Origin of the sequence: Gluconobacter thailandicus F149-1 = NBRC 100600 (assembly GCF_000964465.1) — a bacterium.
In the GTDB taxonomy this organism is placed as follows: Bacteria; Pseudomonadota; Alphaproteobacteria; order Acetobacterales; family Acetobacteraceae; genus Gluconobacter; species Gluconobacter thailandicus.
In genome coordinates, this window is sequence record NZ_BANH01000024.1 from 76,968 (window position 1) to 93,766 (window position 16,799).

At 58.0% G+C, this 16,799-nt stretch carries 16 protein-coding genes; 9 read left to right on the forward strand and 7 right to left on the reverse strand.

All coding sequences use genetic code 11. The features are described from left to right. Positions 1–11: 11 nt before the first annotated feature. Together B7444_RS08105 and B7444_RS08110 are read right to left on the reverse strand one after the other, a co-directional pair. Positions 12–935 (reverse strand): tyrosine recombinase, encoded by a 924-nt coding sequence (locus B7444_RS08105; RefSeq protein WP_007282499.1) that lies wholly within the window; start codon positions 933–935, stop codon positions 12–14. 16 nt (positions 936–951) lie between these two features. Then, the gene (locus tag B7444_RS08110; RefSeq protein ID WP_007282500.1) at positions 952–1,371 is read right to left on the reverse strand and encodes a hypothetical protein; all 420 of its coding nucleotides are present in this window, start codon (positions 1,369–1,371) and stop codon (positions 952–954) included. Between the two features lie 62 nt (positions 1,372–1,433). On the opposite strand from B7444_RS08110, the gene aroB reads away from it, so the two are divergent. From aroB to mtnK, 8 genes are all read left to right on the forward strand, one after another. Beyond that, positions 1,434–3,116 (forward strand): 3-dehydroquinate synthase, encoded by a 1,683-nt coding sequence (aroB, locus tag B7444_RS08115; RefSeq protein WP_081603769.1) that lies wholly within the window; start codon positions 1,434–1,436, stop codon positions 3,114–3,116. 320 nt (positions 3,117–3,436) lie between these two features. After that, on the forward strand, positions 3,437–4,582 hold the full coding sequence (locus B7444_RS08120; RefSeq protein WP_007282502.1) for an OmpA family protein: 1,146 nt from the start codon (positions 3,437–3,439) through the stop codon (positions 4,580–4,582). 145 nt (positions 4,583–4,727) lie between these two features. Further along, a complete protein-coding gene (locus B7444_RS08125; protein ID WP_007282503.1) occupies positions 4,728–5,291 on the forward strand; it encodes a GtrA family protein in 564 nt (187 codons plus the stop codon). 83 nt (positions 5,292–5,374) lie between these two features. Further along, positions 5,375–8,014 (forward strand): alanine--tRNA ligase, encoded by a 2,640-nt coding sequence (alaS, locus tag B7444_RS08130; protein ID WP_007282504.1) that lies wholly within the window; start codon positions 5,375–5,377, stop codon positions 8,012–8,014. Between the two features lie 116 nt (positions 8,015–8,130). Further along, a complete protein-coding gene (locus B7444_RS08135) occupies positions 8,131–8,814 on the forward strand; it encodes a carbonic anhydrase (RefSeq protein ID WP_007282505.1) in 684 nt (227 codons plus the stop codon). A gap of 32 nt (positions 8,815–8,846) precedes the next feature. Further along, a complete protein-coding gene (locus B7444_RS08140; RefSeq protein WP_007282506.1) occupies positions 8,847–9,671 on the forward strand; it encodes an endonuclease/exonuclease/phosphatase family protein in 825 nt (274 codons plus the stop codon). A gap of 75 nt (positions 9,672–9,746) precedes the next feature. Further along, on the forward strand, positions 9,747–10,439 hold the full coding sequence (locus tag B7444_RS08145; protein WP_007282507.1) for a hypothetical protein: 693 nt from the start codon (positions 9,747–9,749) through the stop codon (positions 10,437–10,439). Beyond that, positions 10,439–11,629 carry an S-methyl-5-thioribose kinase gene (gene mtnK, locus B7444_RS08150; RefSeq protein WP_007282508.1) on the forward strand — a complete coding sequence of 397 codons (1,191 nt, stop codon included), beginning with the start codon at positions 10,439–10,441 and terminating at the stop codon, positions 11,627–11,629. Before B7444_RS08145 ends, mtnK begins: the two co-directional genes overlap by 1 nt. A gap of 34 nt (positions 11,630–11,663) precedes the next feature. On the opposite strand, the gene B7444_RS08155 is transcribed toward mtnK, so the two are convergent. The 5 genes from B7444_RS08155 to rpsD all read right to left on the reverse strand — a co-directional run bounded on the left by B7444_RS08155 (position 11,664) and on the right by rpsD (position 15,929). After that, the gene (locus B7444_RS08155; RefSeq protein ID WP_007282509.1) at positions 11,664–12,524 is read right to left on the reverse strand and encodes a PhzF family phenazine biosynthesis protein; all 861 of its coding nucleotides are present in this window, start codon (positions 12,522–12,524) and stop codon (positions 11,664–11,666) included. 116 nt (positions 12,525–12,640) lie between these two features. Beyond that, positions 12,641–14,188, reverse strand: a complete 1,548-nt coding sequence (locus tag B7444_RS08160; protein ID WP_035729963.1) for a peptide chain release factor 3 — start codon at positions 14,186–14,188, stop codon at positions 12,641–12,643. 206 nt (positions 14,189–14,394) lie between these two features. After that, positions 14,395–14,805 carry a hypothetical protein gene (locus tag B7444_RS08165; RefSeq protein WP_016737678.1) on the reverse strand — a complete coding sequence of 137 codons (411 nt, stop codon included), beginning with the start codon at positions 14,803–14,805 and terminating at the stop codon, positions 14,395–14,397. A 28-nt stretch (positions 14,806–14,833) separates the two neighbouring features. Further along, positions 14,834–15,115, reverse strand: coding sequence for a hypothetical protein (locus B7444_RS08170; protein ID WP_007282512.1), 282 nt, complete (start codon positions 15,113–15,115; stop codon positions 14,834–14,836). Between the two features lie 196 nt (positions 15,116–15,311). Continuing rightward, positions 15,312–15,929 (reverse strand): 30S ribosomal protein S4, encoded by a 618-nt coding sequence (rpsD, locus tag B7444_RS08175; protein WP_007282513.1) that lies wholly within the window; start codon positions 15,927–15,929, stop codon positions 15,312–15,314. Positions 15,930–16,276: 347 nt separating this feature from the next. Between rpsD and B7444_RS08180 the strand changes: the two genes are divergently transcribed. Then, the gene (locus B7444_RS08180; RefSeq protein ID WP_007282514.1) at positions 16,277–16,747 is read left to right on the forward strand and encodes a BON domain-containing protein; all 471 of its coding nucleotides are present in this window, start codon (positions 16,277–16,279) and stop codon (positions 16,745–16,747) included. The last annotated feature ends 52 nt before the right edge of the window (positions 16,748–16,799 follow it).

The following is a 16,799-nucleotide window of genomic DNA, read 5'->3' on the forward strand; positions in this document are numbered from 1 at the left end:
AGCCCCCTGTGCTATTCCGAGTCAGCTGGCTCCACAGGCGGGACTTTCGCCAGAGGATGATGGGCTGTCACAAGTTGCCTCAGACGCTCTGCCATCACCTGCGTATAGATCTGGGTGGTCGCGATATCGGCGTGCCCCAGAAGCATCTGGAGCGCCCGCAGATCGGCCCCATGCGCCAGAAGATGACTGGCAAAGGAATGTCTGAGCACATGCGGACTGACACGCTCCGGATCGATCCCGGCTTTCAGTGCACAGGCCAACAGAATCTTGTCGAACCCCTGACGTGTGAGGGGCTTGTCAGGATTACGGCCTGGGAAGAGATAGGGACTGCCCAGATCCCGATCGAAATGAACCAGAGCCTCCGCCGCCTCACGGGCATTGCGAGACAGCGGTACCAGGCGTTCTCTGCCTCCCTTGCCTCGCACGAGAAGCATCGCGCCTTTTGCCTTCACACAGTTGGCGGGTAACGACAGAAGTTCGGAAATGCGCAGGCCGGTTGTGTAGAGAAGTTCCAAAGCAGCCCGGGACAGAAGATCCCGCCGCTCGTTCTCATGTCCTTTCGTTCCCTCTTCCAGAAGAAGACGGATTTCTTTCTCATCCAGCGGGCGAGGAAGCGAAGCCGTAATTTTGGGAGCCTGCTGGCGATCAGTCGGATCGTCATACCGAATCGATTCCAGCATGAGAAAGCGATAAAACTGCTTCAGGCAGGATAGACGCCGGGCCGCCGTCCGGGCCGCCATTCCCGCTTGTGACAGAGACGCCAGATAACTCCGAACCTGCTCACCCGTCGCCTGCGCCAATGTCATGGGCGCACAATGACGGGCAAAATCAGCCAGATCAGACGCGTAGGCCTGCCGGGTTTTCAGAGCCGCACCACGTTCCGCCGCCAGCATTTCCAGAAATGCCTCGACGTGACGATCCGTGACCTCTGTCATCCGACAGGCGACGTCGTCAATGTGTCGGCGTAACAGCCGCGCCCTGAGCCGGCGCAGGCTTGGGAGCTGGCATGGTTGGTAGCGGCGTAGACGGTGTCAGGACCGGCGCAGGTGGAGCGGCGGCAGCGACTGGCGCCGAAACCGCACCAGCCGGAGCCTGAGCGACAGGCGCTGCGGCCACAGAGGCCGGAACTGGCTGAGCGGTTCCCGCGATCGGTGCGGCCGGAACAGGCGGCATGGCGGGCAACGCGGCCGGAGCGGAACTCGTCGTCGCAAATGTGGACGCCGGAATTTCCTTGTGAACCTGCGTCTGCTCAGGCGGAACAGCATTCATGCCCAGACGCAGGAAACCGCCACCCAACACGATGGCGAGAATGACAAGGCCACCCCCGGCGATCATTGGAAGACGGGAGGACGAACGATCAGATTGGGCCATTATGTTCAGGTCTCAAAGTGCAGGCAGGACGTGATGCCCTCTCCTATGATAGGTAGCAGAGCATGTCACCTCTGCCACCCTCACTTTCCGCCGATTGGGCGGTAACTCCTCCCGCGCCGACCTGCACAGTTGTTCTCGTCGGCATGATGGGAGCCGGAAAAACCACTGTCGGCCGTCGTCTGGCGCAGGTTTACGGCCTGCCGTTCGTGGATGCTGACGCAGAAATCGAGCGCGCCGCCGGCTGCACGATTCCCGAAATTTTTGCCCGCCACGGAGAAGCTTATTTCCGTGCGGGTGAACGTCGGGTCATCCAGCGCCTTATCAAGGGGCCACCCTGCATCCTGGCTACGGGAGGCGGAGCCTGGATGGACACACAGACGCGCCAGCTGGTTCGCCGGCATGCCGTCTCGGTCTGGCTGAGAGCTCCAGTTCACGTGCTGCTTCGGCGTGTACATGGGCGTGGGGGCAGACCTCTTCTGGCTCAGGGCAGCCCGGAAGACATCATGACCCGTCTGGTTGGGGTTCGTTACCCCGTCTATGCGGAAGCTGACATCATCATAGATTGCGGAGATGAAACCGTGGAACAGGGCGTGCAACGTGTGCGTGAGGCTCTTTCAGAGCATACACATCCTCAGAAAGTCCCTGTCACGCTGGCACAGCACAGCTATGACGTCCTGATCGGGCCAGACCTTATTTCGCGGGCAGGCGCATGGATCGCCCCGTTCCTGCGCCAGAAGCGTGTTGTCGTGATTACCGATGATGCCGTGGCTGCTCTTCATCTCCCGCGCCTGCTGGCCTCTTTGAAGGAAACCGGAATCCAGACCGACGTCATTTCCGTCGTCGGTGGGGAGGAGAGCAAGTCTCTCACCTACTATGGCGAGGTAATAACGCGCCTTCTGTCGCTGGGAATCGAGCGCGGGACGACAGTCATTGCGCTGGGTGGTGGCGTCGTCGGCGATCTGGCTGGATTCGTAGCCGCAACCGCCTTGCGAGGCATCCCGTTCGTTCAGATTCCAACGACTCTGCTGGCGCAGGTCGATAGTTCCGTCGGCGGCAAAACAGGCATCAATTCGCCGTCCGGGAAAAATCTGATCGGTGCGTTTCATCAGCCCATGATCGTACTCGCTGATAATTCCGCCCTCGCGACTCTGCCGCGCAGACAGCGCGTTGCCGGCTATGCCGAAATTGTGAAGTCGGGCCTGATCGCAGATCCGGATCTTTTCTTATGGTGCGAAAACAACGGCAAAAATGTTTTGGACGGCGACCCGGCTGCGCTTGCCGAAGCTGTCCGGCAAGCCTGTGTTTTCAAGGCCGCGGTGGTTGCCGCAGACGAAAAAGAGCAGGCCAGACAGAACGGTCGTGCCCTCCTGAACCTTGGCCATACCTTCGGGCACGCCCTCGAAGCGGAACTCGGCTACGATGGCCGCATCCTTCACGGCGAAGCAGTTTCAATCGGGCTCCATCTGGCCATGGCCCTGTCTGTAAAGCTCGGGCACGCGCCAGCCGAGGACCTTTTGCGCCTCGACAGCCATCTTCGTTCCCTTGAAATGCCAACCAGCTTTGACTGGTTCGAAGAGTCGTTTTCTGCACAAACACTTCTCGATCACATGACTCGGGACAAGAAGATGCAGAATGGACGGATTTCTTTTGTTCTGCTGCACGGTATTGGGAAGGCGTTTACAAGTCGTGACGTTCCGATGGAAACCGTGCGTAACTTGCTGATAAATGAAGGCTGCCGCCCATGAGGACTGTCACAGTCCTTTATGGCTTTGCCTAACTTTCTGTTTTTTCACTTCATTTGGTTGTCATAAATCCTGCGAACACTATGGCGTCCGCAGAAACGTTCAGCTATGGCAACAGGGACGCGAGGCGTAGATCGTAAACAGGGCGGAATGGAATGTGACTTTTTTGTCACTCCCTCCACCCCGAGTAGGTCTGGAAGGCTCTGTCCGGCTTTGTCCGAGGGAACTACCCGATCTATATGCGCTTATGCATCGCGCTGGGTCCGTTGGTCGAAGCAGTTCTGCCAATGGCTCGAAACGTTAGTCACTAAGAGGACGAAAACATGCGTCTCCGCACGGCACTCCTTGCCATGACGTCGATGGTCGCCGCACCGTCGCTCGCCATGGCCAGCACGGTCACCGGCCCGTACGTCAACATTGGCGGTGGGTACAACCTGGTTCAGCAGCAGCACGGTCGCTTCTCCCCGACCACACAGGCTGATGGCACGACCAGCAACAATGCCAGCAGCTCCCGTCTCCGTCACAAGGACGGCTTCACGGGCTTCGGTGCATTCGGCTGGGGCTTCGGCAATGGTCTGCGCGTTGAAGTTGAGGGTGTATACAACTACTCCCAGATCAACCACCGCACCCCGACGGCCGTTCATGGCTCCACGAAGGGCTCCGATCAGGCTTATGGCGGTTTCGTCAACGTCCTGTATGACATCGATCTGGCCCACTTCGGCCTGAACGTTCCTGTCACGCCGTTCGTTGGTGTTGGCGCTGGTTACCTGTGGCAGCACTACAACCCGATCACGACGAACTACGCCAACGGCGCAGTCAACCGGATCGGTGGCACGCAGGGCAGCTTCGCGTACCAGGGCATCGTCGGTGCAGCTTATGACATTCCGGGCGTTCCGGGTCTTGCTGTCACGACCGAATACCGCTTCATCGGCCAGCAGTTCGCTGACGGCGCTTACCGTTCCACATCCTGGAACCGTAACGGCACCGGCCTGCACAAGGGCAACGTGAACTTCGATCCGCGCTTCTCGCACCAGTTCATCCTGGGTCTGCGTTATGCGTTCGACACGGCTCCGCCGCCGCCGCCGCCGGCTCCGGTTGTTGTTCCGCCAGCTCCGACCCCAGCTCGCACGTACCTCGTGTTCTTCGACTGGGACAAGTCTGACCTGACGGGCCGCGCTCGTGAGATCGTTGCTCAGGCAGCTCAGGCTTCCACGCACGTCCAGACGACGCGCATCGAAGTCAATGGCTACACCGATAACTCCGCAGCCCACCCGGGCCCGCGTGGTGAGCGTTACAACATGGGTCTGTCCCTCCGTCGCGCCCAGAGCGTGAAGGCTGAACTGATCCGTGATGGCGTTCCGGCAGCCGCTGTCGACATCCACGGCTATGGCGAAAGCAAGCCGCTGGTTCCGACAGGCCCGAACACCCGCGAGCCGCAGAACCGGCGCGTCGAAATCATCCTGAAGTAATTCAGTTTGATAAGGCGCCGGAGCTTTCGGGCTCCGGGTTTTCTGAGAAAGGCGTCCTTCGGGGCGCCTTTTTTGGTTTCAGAACATTTGCCGCTGACACCGCTTCACGTTAGAGCAGCCCTACCCCTGCCACGGAGACGCTTCCTTGCGACGCACCCGTATCTTCTATCCTCGGTCCCGCCCCCAGATTGTCGATCAGTTCCTTCGCTTTGGCATCGTCGGGGCCCTTGGTTTCTTCGTGGACTGGGCAAGCGTCGATCTTCTGCGACCAGAGATCGGCCTCGTAGCTGCTACAGTCGGTGCGTATTTTATTGCGGCAACTTTCAACTGGATTTTGAATCGCCTTTGGACTTTCCGGTCTACCAGCGCCGATAACCAGCATCTGATCCTCCAGTGGCTGCGCTTCCTTCTGGCCAATGCTTTCGGCTTTCTTCTGAACCGAGGCGCCGTTTTCCTGCTTTACGCTCTCGTACCGTTCACAGTCACTTACCCCGTCGTCGCACTTGCTATCGGGGCGGCCTGTGGAATGTTGGCAAACTTCAACCTCTCCAGACGGCTTGTTTTCAGAGCGAAGGTTCCCGAAACCCCTCTGGAACTCGTGCAGATGGCTGTGGAAATTCCCGCCGCGGGCCTGACCTCTCCTGAACCTGAACCGCAAATACCGTTACCTCAGGAAAATTCAGAGATCTTTCAACGGAAAGCTCCCTGAGCCGCGCATTTCCAAGCTGCTCACAATGGTCTAGGAGTAGCGTTAGTTTTTCCCGCCTTCTTCGGAACCTGACGCTTCAGCTCATGACCAGCACAAACGACATCCGCTCAGCCTTCCTCGAATATTTCGGGTCGAACGGCCATCGCATTGTTCCCTCGGCTTCCCTCGTGCCGCAGAATGATCCAACGCTGCTGTTTACGAACGCTGGCATGGTGCCGTTCAAGAACGTCTTTACGGGCCAGGAAACACGCCCCTACAACCGCGCGACAACAGCTCAGAAAGTCGTGCGCGCAGGCGGCAAGCACAACGATCTCGACAATGTCGGTTATACGGCCCGTCATCACACGTTCTTCGAAATGATGGGCAACTTCAGCTTTGGAGATTACTTCAAAGCTGACGCCATCGAGTTCGCATGGACCCTGCTGACGCGTGACTTTGGGCTTCCCAAGGAAAAGCTCCTCGCCACGGTCTACGCCGATGATGAAGAAGCTGCCGACCTCTGGAAGAAGGTGGCTGGCCTGAGCGATGATCGCATCATCCGCATCGCCACGTCTGACAATTTCTGGCGGATGGGCGATACGGGCCCGTGCGGCCCGTGCTCCGAGATCTTCTACGATCACGGTGAGAGCGTTTTCGGCGGCCCTCCGGGTAGTCCGGATGAAGACGGTGACCGCTTCGTCGAGATCTGGAACCTCGTGTTCATGCAGTTCCTCGATCAGGCGGATGGTTCCCGTGACAATCTGCCGCGCCCGTCGATTGATACCGGCATGGGTCTGGAACGCTTTGCCGCCATCATGCAAGGCAAGCGCGACAACTACGACACGGACACGATGCGCGCGCTGATCGAGTCCTCCGCCGATATCATGAACCAGGACGCAGACGGTCAGTTCAAGTCAAGCCATCGTGTTGTTGCGGATCACCTACGTTCCACGGCGTTCCTGATCGCTGATGGCGTTCTGCCTTCCAAGGAAGGTCGCGGCTACGTCCTGCGTCGCATCATGCGTCGCGCCATGCGCCACCTGCACATCATGGGCGCCAAGGACCCGGTCTTCTACCGTCTACTCCCTGCCCTGATCCAGCAGATGGGTGCAGCCTATCCGGAACTGGTGCAGCATCAGGCCCTCATCACCGAAACCATGAAGGGGGAAGAAGAACGCTTCACCGCCCTGCTGGAACGCGGCCTGTCCCTCCTGTCCGATGAAGTCAGCCGCCTTGGTGACACGCAGGCTCTTCCCGGCGATGTTGCCTTCAAGTTGTATGACACGTTCGGCTTCCCTCTGGATCTGACACAGGATGCCCTGCGTGAGCAGGGTCGCACCGTCGATGAAGCCGGTTTCGAAACTGCCATGACGGAGCAGCGCAAGCGCGCGCGCGCAGCCTGGGTTGGTTCCGGTGACACAGCCGCTGAAACCATCTGGTTTGATGCGCGTGACAAACATGGCCCAAGCGAATTCCTTGGATATGTTTCTGAAAAGGCTGACGCTGAAGTCCAGGGCATCTTCCGTGGCAATGACGAACTGGCCGAAGCCCCTGCCGGTGACGACACCATCGCCATCCTGCTGAACCAGACGCCGTTCTATGGCGAAAGCGGCGGTCAGGTTGGCGATCATGGAACCCTCACGGCTGATGGCGTACGCGTGGAAATCACGGACACCCAGAAGCGCAACGGCGATCTGATCGTCCATTACGGCAAGGTTGTCGGAGGCACATTGAAGCCCGGTATGGCCGTTCATGCCGAAATCGACCATGAACGCCGGACGGCCGTTCGTGGCCATCACTCGGCCACCCATCTTCTGCATGAAGCGCTACGCCGCCAGATCGGCACGCATGTCACGCAGAAGGGCAGCCTCAACGCCCCCGAGCGCCTGCGCTTCGACATCAGTCAGCCTCGCCCGCTGACGGACGAAGAACTTCAGGCAGTCGAAGCCGAGGTCAATGCCCGCATCCGTGAAAATGCTCCGGTCGAGACGCGTCTCATGACGCAGGAACAGGCAGTAGCAGAAGGCGCCATGGCGCTCTTCGGTGAGAAATATGGCGACGAAGTTCGCGTGGTTTCCATGGGTAAAGGTGAAGAAGGCCGTCCGGCCTACTCCATCGAGCTTTGCGGTGGCACGCATGTTGGTCGCGTAGGTGAGATCGGCCCGTTCCGTATCGTTTCTGAAAGCGGCGTTTCCGCCGGTGTCCGCCGTATCGAGGCTGTCTGCGGTGCCGCAGCTGAAAAGCTGGCTCTGGAAACGGAAAACCGCCTCAAGCAGATTGCTGACCTGCTGAAAGTTCCGGTCACCGATGCCATCACCCGTGTCGCAGCCCTGCTGGAAGAACGGAAGTCCTTGAACAGCCAGATTTCCGAACTTCAGCGCAAGCTGGCTACGGGTGAAGGAACGAGCGCCACCGAAACCATCAATGGCATCACCCTGTCTGCCCGCAATCTCGGTGATGTCAGCCCCAAGGAACTCAAAAGCCTTGCGGACAGCATTTCCAAGCAGATCGGCTCTGGCGTTGTCGCACTCATCTCCGAAGCCGACGGTCGTGGCAGCATTGTCATTTCCGTGACAGCCGATCTGAAAGATCGCCTCGATGCCGTGACACTTGTGCGTGCGGCATCGGAAGTCATGGGCGGAAAAGGTGGCGGTGGGCGCCCGGACATGGCGCAGGCTGGCGGCCCAGATGCAAATTCAGAAGAAGTCTTTGCAATGCTGCGTGAGCGTCTGGCAACGTCATAAACTGTAACGACAACAGATGTCAGGGCGGTAACAAATGATGAGGCCGTACTTTTACTGCTTTACCCGCCCTGACAAAGCCCTCTAACTGCTCGTTAGTTTATAAAAAGGAGAACACCATGGCCTGTGGTCGTGATACTCTGGCGAAACTGCTGAGCGGTGTCCGTACATTCGAAACGGACGTCTATCCGGAGAGTGCGGAGCTGTTTGAAAGTCTGGCCACCAGCCAGTCTCCCTCCACACTGTTCATTACCTGCGCCGACAGCCGGATCAGCCCGAGCCTCGTCACGCAGACTGAACCGGGTGAACTTTTCATCGTCCGTAACGTCGGCAACATCGTTCCAGCCTATGGCGAAATGCTGGGGGGCGTGTCTTCCGCCATCGAGTACGCCGTTGCTGCTCTCAAAGTGAAGAATGTCGTCGTGTGCGGCCATTCCAACTGCGGTGCAATGAATGCGCTGCTGGACCTGAACGCCCCGAAGCTGGATGCCCTCCCTACCGTCCGGAGCTGGCTGCGTAACGCAGAAGCTGCCCGCGCCGCCATGGGTGATCTGAAGGCGGAAGATGCCGGTCCAGCCGATATCCGTCAGCTTGCGGAATACAACGTTCTGCTTCAGCTCGCGCATCTGCGTACGCATCCGGCCGTTGTCCGCGCCCTGTCTCAGGGTGAACTGACGCTGCAAGGATGGTTCTACGACATCCCGAAGGGTGAAGTCCTCGTTCTTGACGAGAAGACCCGCACCACGCGATCCGTCGCAAGCGTTCTTGCCGAGATGGGCGCAACAGAGAAAGAAGCCGTCTGAGGTTTCTTTCTACACTTCTCCTCGCCGCGCTGATGTGCGGCGAGGCTTTTCCAGCACACGCCAGAGAGATCAAACTCTCAACCTGGAATCTGGACTGGCTCTCCCTGAAAGAAACGGGAGACCCCGCCCTTCCTGATGATGTCCATGGTCGCAAGCCCAACGATTTCGTTCGGCTGCGCAAATACGCGACACACCTGAACGCCGATATCATCGCCTTTCAGGAAGTGGACGGCCCCGAACCCGCTGCACGGATCTTCGATCCGCAGACCTACCAGATCATCCTGTCCCAAACGCCCATCATACAACGCGTCGGCCTGGCCGTCAGACGCCCACTCACCGTGACGGTCAATGAAGAACTGTCCGCTCTGGATGTGACTGGTCCTGAGGCCTCGCACCATTTGAGAACGGGTCTGGACGTTACGGTTTCTGATGGAACCGAGCATCTCCGCATTCTGGTCATCCACCTGAAAACCGGATGCTGGGAGCAGCCTCTCAATCAGCGCAAACACTCCTGCCCGACATTGTATCAGCAATTCCAGATCCTCGAAGACTGGATTGCAGAGCGTCAGGATGAAGGCGAACCCTATGCTGTTCTCGGGGATTTTAACCGCCGCCTGACAATGCATGACCCACTCATGCAGCAGATCGAACAGGATGCCCCCGTTCTGCTTGCGACAGCAGGCAAGGCCAGTCCGTGCTGGGGCGGCGAATATTTCATCGACCATATCCTGCTCGGTAATCAGGCCCGCTCCTGGCTCATCCCTGACAGCCTGCGGGTCATGACCTACCGGAACGACACCCTGCCAGACGGCCTCTCCGACCATTGCCCCGTTTCCGTGCGCCTTCACCTTCCCTGACCTTAGACGTATTTGCCTGTTCGGGCTTTTCCCGCATGAAGGACAGTACAGTCTTCAACCCAGTCAAGGTCCGTTATGACACACCTCGCTTCCTGGCCTGTCACGCCCCTTCAGCCGGACGTCCATGTTCTGGCTGATCGCCTGCTTCCGGCCCTGACAGCCGAACAGGAAGACGCCGTTTCTCGCATCTGGGCCGAAGCATTGAAGTCATATCCGGCACTTTATAACGGCCGGGTCTTCTGTGCGGACGAGATTAAGCCCTCCCATATTCGTGGACACTGGTCCGAATACCGCCGCGTCCTCGCACAGATGAAGGAACCCGGCATTTACGGCGACAAGGTGCTCAAACCTCTGGCTGTCGTAGGTCTGATGTTTGCACAGGATGGCGTTGTGATCGGCCGACGCGCGGATAACTCCATTTACCTGCCCGGCTACTGGCAGGGAGCACCTGCTGGCAACGTCGAGAGCCGCGCACAGGAAAACACCGTGGATCTTCCCACACAGCTTCTGGCGGAATGTGAAGAGGAACTGGGCCTGACGCCTGCGGAATGCCTGGTTGGACCATGCCTGCTCGCCTGCGAACATCCGTCCACGCATATCGTCGATATCGGGATGCGCATTGACGTGGCCCTGAGTTTTTCCGACCTTCAGAAGCGATGCCGCAAACAGGGAAATGCCGAATATGGCGCATTGCACCTGATCCGCCCTGACCACACACCCGAAGGCCCTGTCGTTCCCACACTGGCCGCCCTGCTGGAACTCTCCTGATGCCGTATTTCACTCTTGATGCTTCCAGCCTTCAGCACTGGCTGACAGATCATGCAGACCTTGCGTTCCGTCTTGGCGGAGATCCGTCAGACTGGACCATCCGCGAAGTCAGTGACGGCAATCTGAATACCGTTTTTCTTGTGGATGGCCCGGTTGGATCACTGTGCTGCAAACAGGCGCTTCCCCATGTGCGCGTGGCACCGGAATGGCCAATGCCACTGGAACGTGCGCTGTATGAAGCCCGCTATATACGCGCGACTGCGGAAGCCGTACGCCCGGCTGCTCCCGAACTGTATTTCTACGATGACGAGATGTTCCTCCTCGTCATGGAATGCCTGACCCCTCATGAGGTTCTGCGCACTGCCCTGATCCGCGATGAAGTGCAGCCGGGATTTTCTACCACTATCGGCCAATATGTGGCCCGCAGCGTTCACGCCACAAGCTGGATCAGTCAGCCCTTTGAGCACGGCTCGAAGTTACTGGCTGATTTCGCCGGCAATACCGCCCTGACCCGAATCACGGTCGATCTGATCCTGACCGATCCGTTCCGCCCCTGCTCACGCAACCCGGCTCCCGAAGCAGCCCTTCTCCCCGACGTAGAAGCCCTGCATACGGATAAGCCCCTCCATCGCGCTGTTGGCAGCCTTCAGGACCGCTTCCTGACCGCACGACAGGCGCTTCTGCATGGAGACCTGCACACAGGCTCCATCATGCAGCACAAAGACGATGTGCGCGTCATTGACGGCGAGTTTGCCACGATGGGCCCGATCGGATTCGACTGTGGACTCTATCTGGGAAATCTGGCCCTGCATGCCTGCGCGGCACCCAACAAGCGCGGCCTGATCGAAGCTGAGATCACGGCTTTCTGGAACAGCTTCACGACAGAACTCCGCACCCTTCTGAAAACAGGCGGCGGCGATGTGTGGGCACTCTCTGATGAAGCCCAGCGTGAAGAACTGCTCGAAAATTTCCTGATCGGCATCCTGCAGGACACAACAGGTTTTTGTGGCCTTGAAATGATCCGCCGCACCATCGGCTTTGCCCAGGTCGCTGATTATACGCTCTGCACCACGCCAGAAAGTCGCACGGAAGCGCGGCGCAAAGCCCTCACGATCGGCCGTCGCCTTATTCTTGAAGCTGCCAATGTGGCAACTCTGGAAAACCTGCTGGCCCTTATGCTTCTTGCATGAGGGCCAATCCAACGCGCCATCACAGATAAGCTTTTTAGAGCCTTTCCAGAGACACCTGACCCTCAATGCACGTCACGACATTCCCGCCAATCCAGATGTCATGACCATCTCTGTTGACGTAAACAGTTCCCTCGCGCCCCAAGACAGTTCCCTGCCGAGCCGTATAGGACGGTGGCGCAATCCCGCTAGTGATGAGCCATTGTGCAATGCCGGCATTCAGGCTGCCGGTAACCGGGTCTTCAAAGCCGGCAGCGGAGAAAGCCCGAACCTCAAAATCGGTCTCGCCACTCTCTACCGGCGCAACAATTCCCACCCGAATACCGGCAATGACTGCAAAGTCTGGCTTCAACGCCAATGCGGCTTCACGATCTTTCAGAAGTATCGCAAGCCAGCCCGGGCCATTATCCACCCAGTGCGCAGCGACAATATCTGCATCTGACAATCCAAGACCCCGCTTGATGCGAACCAGTACATCGCCTTCAACGATACCTGTTCGAATAAGGGGCGGCCCGGCGAAAGCCAGCCTGTCACCGTCTCGCCGGATCCGAACCAGCCCTGCTCCGCATTCCTGAATGATATCCCGCTCTTCTGATAAATCGGTAGAGGCCAACCAGGCGTGACAACTTCCCAGCGTCGGATGCCCTGCAAACGGCAGTTCGCTAAAAGGCGTGAAGATCCGGACGCGGTAATCAGCCTGTGGATTAACAGGACGAAGCAGAAAAGTCGTTTCGCTCAGATTCATCCAGTTGGCAAAAGCCAGCATCTTCTGTTCCGGAAAGCAATCTGCTCCCAGAACAACAGCCAGAGGATTACCTCTGAGCGGTCGGGACGAAAAAACATCAACCTGCCGGAAATAGAATGTCCCTGAAGAGTCCGAAAGGTTTTTATTTAACATTACCACTGATCCGCTTTTCGTTTTTCTTACGCAAGAGAGCGTAGGCACCAAAAATACGAGCGGCAATCACTACAAAAAAAGCCTCGCTCCCGAATAAGGGGGCGAGGCTTGAAGGATCAGGCCGAAGCCAGACCGATCTGTTTGATATCGTGGAACGCCAGATCGGGATTCATCTCAATGGTGCGACGCATCATGAAGGACGAACTGGCGAGGAAAACCGGGTCTCCATCGAGATCATCCGCCATGGACGAGCGGTTCGTCATCATGAACATCTCGATCTTCTCACGATCACCCGTGACCCAGCGCGCCAGGGTAAACGGCGTGCTTTCAAAGCCAATGGACACACCATATTCGCCCTTGAGCCGTGACTGAAGAACGTCAAGCTGAAGCGTTCCCACAACGCCGACGATCGGCGGCAAACCATCCTGCGGACGGAAAAGCTGCACGACACCTTCCTCAGCCAGCTCCACCAGAGCCTGACGCAGCTTCTTGGCCTTCATGGCATCGTCGAGACGGACACGACGCAGGATTTCCGGCGCAAAGTGCGGAACCCCCGTAAAGCGCAGTTCTTCGCTCTCGCTCAGCGTATCACCAATCCGCAGCGTGCCATGGTTCGGAATCCCAACCACGTCCCCGCCAAAAGCTTCCTCAGCCAATTGGCGATCACGGGCAAAGAAGAACTGCGGCGTATGAAGCGCAAACTGCTTGCCGGTACGCACATGCTTGAGACGCATCCCACGTGTCAGACGCCCAGAGCACACACGAGCGAAGGCCATGCGGTCACGATGGTTCGGGTCCATGTTCGCCTGGATCTTGAAGATCAGGGCCGTGACCTGCTCCTCATCGGCCCTGACCTCACGGTTTTCCGTCGGCTGTGCACGCGGTGCAGGACCATAGGCCACAAGCGCATCCAGAAGATCGGTCACGCCGATTTCCTTCATGGCCGAGCCGAAGAACACGGGAGACAGATGCCCCGCATCGAAGGACTCACGATCAAACTCGGGAAGTGCCGCTTCCACCAGCTCAAGATCTTCCCGAAGCTGCACCATGCGCGGATCGGCTTCATCCACCAGATCCTTGGTGTGCACTTCACGGGTGCGGATATCGAACGTCCCGATAAACGTCGCCGCACGACCGATCGGCCATGTCGCAGGTGAGACATCCAGCGCCAAAGAATTGGAAATTTCATCCAGAAGAGCGAAGCAATCCTGCGCCTCACGGTCCATCTTGTTGATGAACGTGATGATCGGAATGTCGCGCAGACGGCAGATTTCGAACAGCTTCCGCGTCCGGTCCTCGATACCCTTTGCGGCGTCGATCACCATGACGGCACAGTCCACAGCCGTCAGGGTTCGGTAAGTATCCTCCGAGAAGTCTTCATGGCCCGGAGTATCAAGCAGGTTGAAGACGCAGTTGCCGTATTCAAACGTCATGACGGACGTCACAACGGAAATGCCACGGTCCCGCTCGATCCCCATCCAGTCAGACTTGGTTCGGCGGCGCTCACCCTTGGCACGCACATTACCCGCAAGCTGAATGGCACCACCCGCACGCAGGATACGTTCCGTCAGGGTCGTCTTACCGGCGTCTGGATGGGAAATGATGGCAAACGTACGCCGACGAGCGATCTCGCGGGTAATTTCAGCGCTCAGCGCCTCTGACATGATGCCTCCGGCAACGTAGAAAAATCCGGGACTGGAGCTTTCGCGACGTCCAGACAGGCACATGGCCTGTTAGCAAATACAGAGGACAGCCCTCATGGAAGCCTTACCCATCGGGAGGCGCAATGTGCAGAAGACCGCTTTTGCCGTCAAGCACTCCCTCACCTGACGGGTCTTTTCCGCAAATTTTCGCTTCTACGAAGCAGAAATCAGTTCACAGTATTCCCATGTGGCGCAATCCCCGTCGTCCCCATCGGGCTGGCTTGGGCATAGGCTTCCCCAAACTGCCCGATCGCACTCCCGGAAACGGGATCATGCATCGCAGGAACCCCGCCTACGCCCGCACGATCTGAACCATTTCCGGAAAATTGACGTTTCAGAAACTGGAACACCTTACCACTGGCCGTCCAGGTCAGAGCGGGTGGCACAATAATTCGAGGTTGAGGCGCTTCTACATACGCACCCGACATGCCCTGCCGGGATGTCACAACATAGCCTTCTGAAACTGGAGGCATGGCAAAAGACGGAGGCACAAAAGTGTCGATACCTTTTGCTTCAGAAGCGGATGTGGAACAGCCCAATATCGCCAGACAGACAGCTTTCAGCATCCATGACCGCATCTTCCGCTCCTGAGGCTCTACCTGCTACTTACCATCTGAAACCCAGATTATGGCCGGTCAGACTTCGAACAACACCCGTCACGGTATCGACGGTTTTTCCGGCTGCGGTTCGTTCCATAACGGGAGGCTTAATCGGACATCTCTGGGACGAGATAATAACTGTCCCGTCCTTGCAACGCACAAGATGGAGCCGGGGCGGCGGCGGAGGGTAATAATGCGTATCGGGCGCCACGAAGGTATTGATCCCACGCGCATCAGCCGGGCAGCAGACGACAGCACAGATCAGAACCACACCCAGCCCAACACGCATCTTCCATCGCCCCTGCTTGCCGCGACACACAAGGCATCACTCAGAAACGTATTGATACATTCACAAGACAGGACAGTTCAATCCTGCGCAGTTTTTTTAATTCTCTGCGTAGCCAAAACAAAAAACGCCGGATGGGAGACCCATCCGGCGTTTTTCGATCGCGTTCTGATCCGGGCCCGAAAGCCCGAAATCCGAATTAGCGGGAGTAGAATTCGACAACCAGGTTCGGTTCCATCTGCACCGGATACGGCACATCGGAGAGAACCGGCGTACGCAGGAACGTACCCTTCATCTGGCGATGATCGACTTCAACGTATTCCGGCGTGTCGCGCTCGCCCGTCTGCACGGAGTCGAGAACGATGGCGAGGTGCTTGGACTTCTCGCGCACTTCGATGACGTCGCCTTCCTTCACGAGGTAGGACGGAATGTTCACCTTCTTGCCGTTAACCGTAACGTGGCCATGGCTGATGAACTGACGTGCTGCGAACGGCGTGATCGCAAACTTCAGACGGTACACAACGGCGTCCAGACGACGCTCCAGCAGACCGATCAGGTTCTCGGAGGTATCACCCTTACGACGGACGGCTTCGTCGTAGTACTTGCGGAACTGCTTCTCGCTGATGTTGCCGTAGTAGCCCTTGAGCTTCTGCTTGGCCATCAGCTGGATGGAGAAGTCAGAAGGCTTCTGCTTACGACGCTGACCATGCTGACCCGGACCGTATTCACGACGGTTCACAGGGGACTTTGCACGGCCCCAAAGGTTTACGCCGAGACGGCGATTGATCTTGTACTTGCTCTCAAGACGCTTTGACATGGGTTAACCCCTGTTCATACATCAGGCCCGCCCCATGCTGTATGGCGAGCCGTTTTGTTGCGCCGGTAGGCCCTTCCCCGAATTGGAAAGGACGGGCGCGCACCCAGAAACCGGAGCCTGCGGGGTACAGAAACCCGCGATGATGGCCCGGCCGGTACGTCCTCGTTTCCGGCAGTGGACCCGCGCCTAACAGGTCTCGAGCTCTTCTGTCAATCAAAGGGCGAGTCTGACCCCTGTTATTTTCTCGCGGCAGATGCTTATAAAGCGCGCAACCCCTCCCGGGGGGTTTGCGCTAACGGTCTGGTACTCCCCTCTGGTCGGGGAGCCATGCCTTTTTGAGTTTGCCCATGAAAATCTATCGCTTCAATCCCAAGGCCGGTCGTATCGGTGAGGGTTCCCTCGAAGGACTGATCCAGTCCCTTGATGCACCGCCGCCGCCCAAGCCGGGTGAAAGCGCCATCAAGCGAGCCTTCAAGAAGTTCGGCCTCGCACAGATGCATATGTCCCATCTCGTGATCGATGACCGCACGATCTATCTGCGCGGCAAGGCCGATTCCGCAAAGGCCCGTGATCAGATGATCCTCACCGCCGGTAACGTCGCAGGTGTGGCCGCTGTCGAAGCCGAGATTCAGGTTCCCCCCGGAACGCCCGATCCAAAGTTCCTGGAAATCAAGACCAGCCAAAACCTGGACGAGGTCGCCGAGAAGCTGCCGGAAGATATTTCGGGCGATGAGCTTCTTGATGCCAATCAACCGCTTGTCACAAGCAAGGATGACATTTATCCGGGCCAGACAATTCGCCTGCCAACGGAGAATTGAACTGACCTGCCCGGACACTTCCGCGTGAAAGTGTCCGGATAGCTTTTCAGGG